We start from the raw sequence: 7,716 nt of genomic DNA, 5'->3' as shown, positions 1-7,716 counted from the left end.
GGTGGTTCCAGAAGCGCGAGGGCGCGCTGCGCCCGCTGGATTTTGTGGCGGCGGGTGCGTTGCTGGCCGTGCCGGTGGGCCTGATCATGAAGCAGCCCGATCTGGGAACCTCGCTGCTGGTGCTGGCGGCGGGTCTGTCGGTGATTTTCTTTGCTGGCCTGTCCTGGAAGCTGGTGCTGCCGCCGGTGGTCATCGGTGGCGTGGGCATCTTCACCCTGGTGCTGTTGGGCGACCAGCTCTGCGCTGAAGGGGTGCGCTGGGTGCTGCTGCACGACTACCAGCAGCAGCGCGTCTGCACGCTGCTGGACCCCACCCGCGACCCGCTGGGCAAGGGCTTCCACATCATCCAGGGCATGATCGCCATCGGGTCGGGGGGCGTGTGGGGCAAAGGCTTCATGGCTGGCACGCAGACCCACCTGGAGTTCATCCCCGAGCGCACCACCGACTTCATCTTCGCCGCCTATTCCGAAGAGTTTGGCCTCGCGGGCAACCTGTTCCTGATCGTGTGCTTCCTGCTCCTGGTCTGGCGCGGCCTGGCGATTGCCGTGGGCGCCACCAGCCTGTTCGGACGTCTGATGGCAGGGGCCGTGTCGATGATCTTTTTCACCTATGCCTTTGTGAACATGGGCATGGTCAGCGGCATCCTCCCCGTGGTGGGAGTGCCATTGCCCTTCATCAGCTATGGCGGCACGGCCATGGTCACGCTGGGGCTGGCGCTGGGCATCCTTATGTCGGTGGCGCGTGCGCAGAAGCAGGACACCAAGGATCCCCGGGCGGCGATATAGGGCTTGTAGGCAGCAGGGGTTTGTGCGGCGTTGCGCGCGCCAGGCCTTCCGGTTACAAAGCGGCTGCCAACCGTGTTTTGGCAACCTCTGGAGGTACTCTCATGGCGTCGAAGTTCGAGCTGAAGAAGTCCAAGAACGACAAATTTGTGTTCAACCTCCTGGCGGGCAACGGGCAGGTCATCCTCACCAGCGAGATGTACGACTCCAAGGCCAGCGCGCTCAACGGCATCGAGTCCGTCAAGAAGAACGCGCCCAACGATGGCCGGTATGGCCGACTTTGTGCCAAAAACGGCTCCCCTTACTTCACGCTCAAGGCGGCCAACGGCCAGGTGATCGGGCAAAGCCAGATGTACTCGGGAGAAAAAGCGCGCGACGCGGGCATCGAGTCCGTCCAGCAGAACGCGCCCGGCGCCGCAACCAGCGACCTGACCGCGGCGGGCTGACGGGCTGGAGGGCTGGAGGGCTGGAGCTTGAGTTCGGGCGCTGCCGCCCGTGCCCCTGTGCCCGTGCGGACATGGCAGGGCGCCTAAAATGCCCCGATGACTTTCCGCACACCCACTGCCGCCCCCCAGCGCGCGGCAACCAGCCAGCGTATCGATGTTGCCCGTGAACTGCTGCTGACCCCCTTCGGCCTCGACGAAAGCCACTTGGCCCGCGCCCTGGCCGAGATTCGCGCCCATCAGGTGGACGATGCCGATCTGTACTTCCAGTACACGCGCAGTGAAGGCTGGAGCCTGGAGGAAGGCATCGTCAAGACAGGCTCCTTCAGCATCGACCAGGGCGTGGGTGTGCGTGCCGTGAGCGGCGAGAAGACGGCCTTTGCCTACTCCGACGACATCTCCGAGGCGTCGCTGCTGGACGCGGCCCGTACTGTGCGGTCAATTTCGGCCTCTGCGCGCGCTGGTAAAGTAAAGATTGCTCCTAAAAAAGTAGCATTGAGCCGCAGCCTCTACCCGGGCGTGGACCCGATCGCTTCCCTCGACAGCACAGCCAAGGTCGCGCTGCTGGAGCGGCTGGAACAGCGCGCCCGCGCCAAGGATCCGCGCGTGGCCCAGGTCATGGCCGGCCTGGCCAGCGAATACGACGTTGTGCTGGTGGCCCGTGCCGATGGCACCCTGGCAGCCGACGTGCGTCCGCTGGTGCGCCTGTCGGTCACGGTGATCGCCGAGCAGAACGGCCGCCGCGAAATGGGCTCGGCCGGCGGCGGCGGGCGTTTTGGCCTGGCCTATTTCGACGACGAGCAGATGGGCAAGTATGTGGACGAAGCCGTGAACGCCGCCCTGGTCAACCTCGAATCGCGCCCCGCACCGGCGGGCGAGATGACGGTGGTGCTGGGTTCGGGCTGGCCCGGCATCCTGCTGCACGAGGCCGTGGGCCACGGCCTGGAAGGCGACTTCAACCGCAAGGGCTCCAGCGCCTTCAGCGGACGGATCGGCCAGCGCGTGGCCGCCAAGGGCGTGACGGTGCTGGACGACGGCACCATCGCCGACCGCCGGGGCTCCCTCAATGTGGACGACGAAGGCCATGCCAGCCAGCGCAACGTGCTGATTGAGGACGGTATCTTGAAAGGCTACATCCAGGACAGCCTCAACGCGCGCCTGATGGGCGTGGCGCCCACCGGCAATGGCCGCCGCGAGAGCTACGCCCACATCCCCATGCCACGCATGACCAACACCTATATGCTGGGTGGCGACAAGGATCCTCAGGAAATCATCGCCAGCATCAAGAAGGGCCTGTACGCCAGCAACTTTGGGGGCGGTCAGGTGGACATCACTTCGGGCAAGTTTGTGTTCTCTGCCAGTGAGGCCTACTGGGTCGAAAACGGCAAGATCCAGTACCCCGTCAAAGGCGCCACCATCGTGGGCAGCGGCCCCGAATCGCTCAAAAAGGTCACCATGATCGGCAATGACATGCGCCTTGATAGCGGTGTGGGCACCTGCGGCAAGGAAGGCCAGAGCGTGCCCGTGGGTGTCGGCCAGCCTACGCTGCGCATCGAGGGATTGACGGTCGGCGGCACAGCCTGATGCCTGGTGCGGGGGGCGCCCAGGTGTTGCGCGCTCCCACCACCTTTGTTTTGCGGAAGGTGTAAAGCGCAAGGCAGGTCCGCGTGCAGCGCAAAATGGGAACCACCATGCCTGCCACGCGCCCCAGCCAACTGCTGACACTCCAGTCGTTTGGAGACATCAGCCGGTTTTTGCGCGAAGGCGTGGCCGACGAAGACTCACGCCAGTTGCGCGATAGCCTGGGGGCGCTGTCGATGCAGATCGACGAAGCGGTTCGCGCCCGGCGCACTAGCACCGACACGACCGAGATCACGCGGCGCGTCGTGGCGCTGTCGCACTGTGCGCGAGAGCATCAGTTGTTCCTGACGGGCCTGGGCTCCGCTTGGCATGCGCTCTATGAGTTTGGTGCCTATCAGCGGGCGCTGCGAGATTTGCGCAATGCCATTGCCGACTGGCAGCAGATGCTGGAGCGCCGCAGTACCCGCGAAAGCGCGAGTTTTGACCATTTCGAGCTGCTGGCATGGCGCACGCTGGGCGAGGCGCTCTTGCTGGTGGATATGTACGAGCACCAGAGCGATCCCCCTAGCGATCTCCAGGATGCACCGCCGCGCAAGGCGTCTGTACTGCAGCGCATGTATGCCTGGTTGCGCCGCCTGCGCAGCTGAACAAAGCCTGGGCATTGGACCTGAATTGGATTGTTTGTCGTGCAGCCGCAACAGTCTGGGGTTGCTGCACCGCCGCACACCTGTGCTACATTGGTTGCCATGCAAGTTCGCAGCGCGTTTTATTTTTGGTTTTTTATCTCGGTCCCCGGCGGATGAGAGGAAAACGCGCAAGCAAACACAACCTCCCCATACCAACCGCCGACGCTGCAAAGCCCGGCGGTTTTTTGTTTTTCTGCCCCCCGTTTTCTTTTTTCTTCATTCACCACTACTTCTACTCCACGAGGAAGCATCCATGACGGTCTCCAACACCCCCACCAGCGATGCCTGGTACCGCAGCGTCGAGAAAACCAGCCAGACCGACGACGAACGTATCAAGGACATCACCGTGTTGCCTCCTCCCGAGCATCTGATCCGCTTCTTCCCCATCGGCGGCACGCCGGTGGAGACGCTGATCACCCAGACCCGCAAAAACATCCACAACATCATGGGCGGCAAGGATGATCGTTTGCTGGTCATCATCGGCCCCTGCTCTATCCACGACCCGGCTGCTGCTGTTGAATACGCCCGCCGCCTGATGGCGGTGCGCACTCAGTACGCTGACACGCTGGAAATCGTGATGCGTGTGTACTTCGAAAAGCCACGCACCACCGTGGGCTGGAAGGGCCTCATCAACGACCCCTACCTGGACGAGAGCTACCGCATCGACGAAGGCCTGCGCATTGCGCGCCAGCTGCTGATCGAGATCAATCGCCTGGGCATGCCCGCAGGCAGCGAGTTCCTCGACGTGATTTCGCCCCAGTACATCGGCGACCTCATCAGCTGGGGCGCGATTGGTGCGCGCACCACGGAAAGCCAGGTGCACCGCGAGCTGGCCTCGGGCATCTCGGCGCCTATCGGTTTCAAGAATGGCACGGACGGCAACATCCGCATTGCCACCGACGCCATCCAGTCGGCCAGCCGGGGCCACCACTTCCTGTCGGTGCACAAGAACGGCCAGGTCGCCATCGTCAACACCAAGGGCAACAAGGACTGCCACGTTATTCTGCGCGGCGGCAAGACGCCCAACTACGACGCTGCGAGTGTGGCCGCTGCCTGCAAGGACCTCGAAGCCGCCAAGCTGCCCGCCACGCTGATGGTGGACTGCAGCCATGCCAACAGCAGCAAGCAGCATGAAAAGCAGCTTGAAGTGGCGCGTGACGTTGCGGCGCAACTGGCGGGGGGCTCGCGCAGTGTGTTCGGTCTCATGATCGAAAGCCATCTCACCGCCGGGGCCCAGAAATTCACGCCAGGCAAGGACGATGCGGGCAAGCTGGAGTACGGCAAAAGCATTACCGACGCCTGCCTGGGCTGGGACGATTCACTGCAGGCGCTGGCAGAGCTGTCTGACGCCGTGAAGGCCCGCCGCGCACGTTGAGTTTCTGCGCCGCGACGGGCTCTAAGATCGTAAACACGTTCTAAACTGAGGCCTGTGAACACTGCGCATCCCGCGCAGTCCCGTGCCTTCACAGGCCTTTGGGGTGGGTCTTTGGAATATGCCCGTGGATTTCAGAAGAAAGGCGAGTCACCATGCATAGCGAAGTGTCGGTCAAGCTGACCGGGGATCAAGAGTTCCGTTTTGACCTGGAGGGCGCCGAGCCCATGGGCCACGAGGCGGGTCGGCGCTGGCTGGATGAGCAATTCACCTCGCTGGACTGCGAGCCATTGCGCGCCAGCGGCAAGGTGCTGCTGGCCGACAAGGTGCTCACCGTCGCCCGTGCAGCGGGGGCTGTGCTGATGCAAGACCCCGCCTGGTCGCGCGACTTCGCACGTGCTGCCAGCGCTGCGCTGGCCAAGCCCATCGTGCGGGTGGATGTGCCTGGCATGGCGGTCACGTTCTAATCTGCTTTTTATTGAGAAAAAAGACGGTTTGCGCGCGTTGGATAAGCGCAAGCAGCTATTGATTTTGTAGTGCTTGCAGCAATTTGGCGTGTATGCCTCCAAACCCGCCATTGCTCATGCACACCACGTGATCCCCTGGCCGGGCGGATTGCACCACCTGGGCCACCAGGGTGTCTATGTCGGCTGCGGTTTGCGCACGCTGTCCCTGGCCCACACCCAAAGGGGCCAGAGCCTGGGTTGCATCCCAGTCCAGCCCTGCCGTGTGGCAGAACGCCAGATCGGCGGGCTCCAGGGCCCAGGGCAGCTGGCTCTTCATGGAGCCCAGTTTCATGGTGTTGCTGCGGGGCTCGAATACGGCCAGGATCCGTGCACTGCTACCCAGGCTGCGACGCAGGCCATCCAAAGTGGTGCGTAGCGCCGTCGGGTGATGTGCAAAGTCGTCGTACACGGCCACTCCGCCCACCGTGCCGCGCAGTTCCATGCGCCGTTTGACGTTCTGGAACGAGGCGAGGGCACTGGCGGCTTCCTGGGGGGGCACTCCGACATGGTGGGCTGCGGCGATGGCAGCCAGTGCATTGAGCTGGTTGTGCACGCCGGTGAGCGACCATTCCACCCGGGCTACGGGGCGGCCCTGGTGCATGACATCAAATGCCTGGGGGTTGCCTACGGCGTAGAAGTCGCTCACGGCCGCACCGAAGTTGGTCACTTCGCTCCAGCACCCGGCGTGCAGCACCCGAGTGAGACTCTCTTCCAGTCCGTTTACCACCACGCGGCCTGAGGGGGGCACTGTGCGTACAAGATGGTGGAATTGGCGCTCAATGGCGGCCAGGTTGTCAAAGATGTCGGCGTGGTCGAATTCGAGGTTGTTGAGCACGGCGGTGCGGGGCCGGTAGTGCACGAACTTGCTGCGCTTGTCGAAGAAGGCGGTGTCGTATTCGTCCGCTTCAATCACAAACAGGGGCGCTGTGCCCAGCGGAGTGGGGGTTGGCGCTGGGCGTTGTGCTGCCCCCAGCCGGGCGGATAGGCCGAAGTTCAGTGGCACGCCACCAATCAAAAAGCCGGGCTGCTGGCCTGCACTTTCCAGGATCCAGGCCAGCATCGAGGTCGTGGTGGTTTTGCCATGGGTGCCCGCCACTGCCAGCACATGGCGCCCTTGCAGCACATGTTCGGCCAGCCACTGGGGGCCACTTGTGTAGGGCAGGCCGGCGTCCAGGATGGCTTCCATTAGTGGGAACTTTGGGGTGCCGTCGGGCAGTCGGACGCGGCTGACCACGTTGCCGATCACAAAAACATCGGGCTGAAGCGCCATCTGGTCCGCGCCAAAACCCTCGATCAGGTCGATGCCCAATGCCCGGAGCTGGTCGCTCATGGGAGGGTAGACCCCGGCATCGCAACCGGTCACCCGGTGCCCTGCCTCGCGGGCCAGCGCTGCAAGGCCTCCCATGAATGTGCCGCAGATCCCTAGTATGTGTATGTGCATGGGCGCTGATTCTAAAGCCGCCGCGAGGGGTGGGTTTTTGGTGAAAAATGCCTTTCTGCGCGCATTCCATATGCTTTATTTGCTATTAAAAATGTAGCATTCTGGATTCTTCCGCGCCAAGAGTGTCCGCAGGCGTCGTGCGGGTGCGGGTCCGCACCCATGGATCGCGCGCACAATGCGGGCTCCTCCGCTGTCTTCCACTTTCATGCATACACCTTTGAGCGAAGAAATCGCCCACACCACGGCGCGCCTGGTGGTCGAGGAAGGGCTTGAATGGGGGCCCGCCAAGCGCCGGGCCCTGCGCCAGATGGGGCTGCCTGCCCGGACCCCATTGCCCGACAACGATTTGGTGGAAGCGGCGGTGCGGGAGTACATCGAGATCTTTTGTGCTGACACGCAGCCGCGCGAGTTGCGGGCGCTGCGCCAGCTGGCGCTGGTCTGGATGGAACGCATGGCGGCGTTTCGTCCGCATCTGGCAGGGGCCGTCTGGCACGGCACTGCCACGCGCCTGTCGGATATTTACTTGCAGTTGTTTTGCGATGACCCCAAATCTGCGGAGATCGCGCTGATCGATCACCATGTGGACTACGAGCCCCGCACGGTGACGGGTTTTCATGGCGAATCGGTCGAGGCCCTGAGTCTGGGCAGCAAGTCGCCGGAACTCAATGAGATGATCGGGGTGCATCTGCTGATTTACGACCTTGATGACCTGCGGGGTGCCCTGAAGCCCGATGCCAAAGGCAGGACCCCGCGTGGTGACATGACGGCCGTGCGCCGCCTGCTCCAGGAAACCAGTGCCCCATGACGAAGATGACCCCCTCTGATTTGCCTGAATCCGCGTCTGCGCAACCTGCCGTGCTGCCGCAGGCTTCCTCGCCCACCCGACGTCGCCTCCTGTATGCCGG

General features: G+C 63.3%; 8 protein-coding genes. 7 read left to right on the top strand and 1 reads right to left on the bottom strand.

From position 1 onward, the window contains the following. The 6 genes from DBR12_RS11390 to DBR12_RS11365 all read left to right on the top strand — a co-directional run. Positions 1-785: FtsW/RodA/SpoVE family cell cycle protein (locus tag DBR12_RS11390; RefSeq protein WP_233244399.1), on the top strand; the 785-nt coding region annotated here is incomplete at its 5' end. 101 nt (positions 786-886) lie between these two features. Beyond that, positions 887-1,228 carry a YegP family protein gene (locus tag DBR12_RS11385; protein ID WP_108617351.1) on the top strand — a complete coding sequence of 114 codons (342 nt, stop codon included), beginning with the start codon at positions 887-889 and terminating at the stop codon, positions 1,226-1,228. A gap of 96 nt (positions 1,229-1,324) precedes the next feature. Next, positions 1,325-2,809, top strand: coding sequence for a metalloprotease TldD (gene tldD / locus DBR12_RS11380; RefSeq protein WP_108617350.1), 1,485 nt, complete (start codon positions 1,325-1,327; stop codon positions 2,807-2,809). A gap of 107 nt (positions 2,810-2,916) precedes the next feature. Further along, on the top strand, positions 2,917-3,453 hold the full coding sequence (locus DBR12_RS11375) for a hypothetical protein (protein WP_108617360.1): 537 nt from the start codon (positions 2,917-2,919) through the stop codon (positions 3,451-3,453). 292 nt (positions 3,454-3,745) lie between these two features. Next, positions 3,746-4,867 carry a 3-deoxy-7-phosphoheptulonate synthase gene (locus DBR12_RS11370; RefSeq protein WP_108617349.1) on the top strand — a complete coding sequence of 374 codons (1,122 nt, stop codon included), beginning with the start codon at positions 3,746-3,748 and terminating at the stop codon, positions 4,865-4,867. 152 nt (positions 4,868-5,019) lie between these two features. Beyond that, the gene (locus DBR12_RS11365; protein ID WP_108617348.1) at positions 5,020-5,331 is read left to right on the top strand and encodes a hypothetical protein; all 312 of its coding nucleotides are present in this window, start codon (positions 5,020-5,022) and stop codon (positions 5,329-5,331) included. A 55-nt stretch (positions 5,332-5,386) separates the two neighbouring features. Here the strand turns inward: DBR12_RS11365 and mpl are convergent, their stop codons facing one another. Then, positions 5,387-6,811 (bottom strand): UDP-N-acetylmuramate:L-alanyl-gamma-D-glutamyl-meso-diaminopimelate ligase, encoded by a 1,425-nt coding sequence (gene mpl, locus DBR12_RS11360; protein ID WP_108617347.1) that lies wholly within the window; start codon positions 6,809-6,811, stop codon positions 5,387-5,389. A gap of 205 nt (positions 6,812-7,016) precedes the next feature. On the opposite strand from mpl, the gene DBR12_RS11355 reads away from it, so the two are divergent. After that, complete coding sequence (locus tag DBR12_RS11355; protein WP_108617346.1) at positions 7,017-7,616, top strand: hypothetical protein; 600 nt, start codon at positions 7,017-7,019, stop codon at positions 7,614-7,616. Positions 7,617-7,716 lie beyond the last annotated feature (100 nt).

Origin of the sequence: Acidovorax sp. HMWF029, assembly GCF_003060895.1 — a bacterium.
Classification (GTDB): domain Bacteria; phylum Pseudomonadota; class Gammaproteobacteria; order Burkholderiales; family Burkholderiaceae_C; genus Acidovorax.
This window is presented reverse-complemented; position numbering and strand designations above follow the sequence as displayed.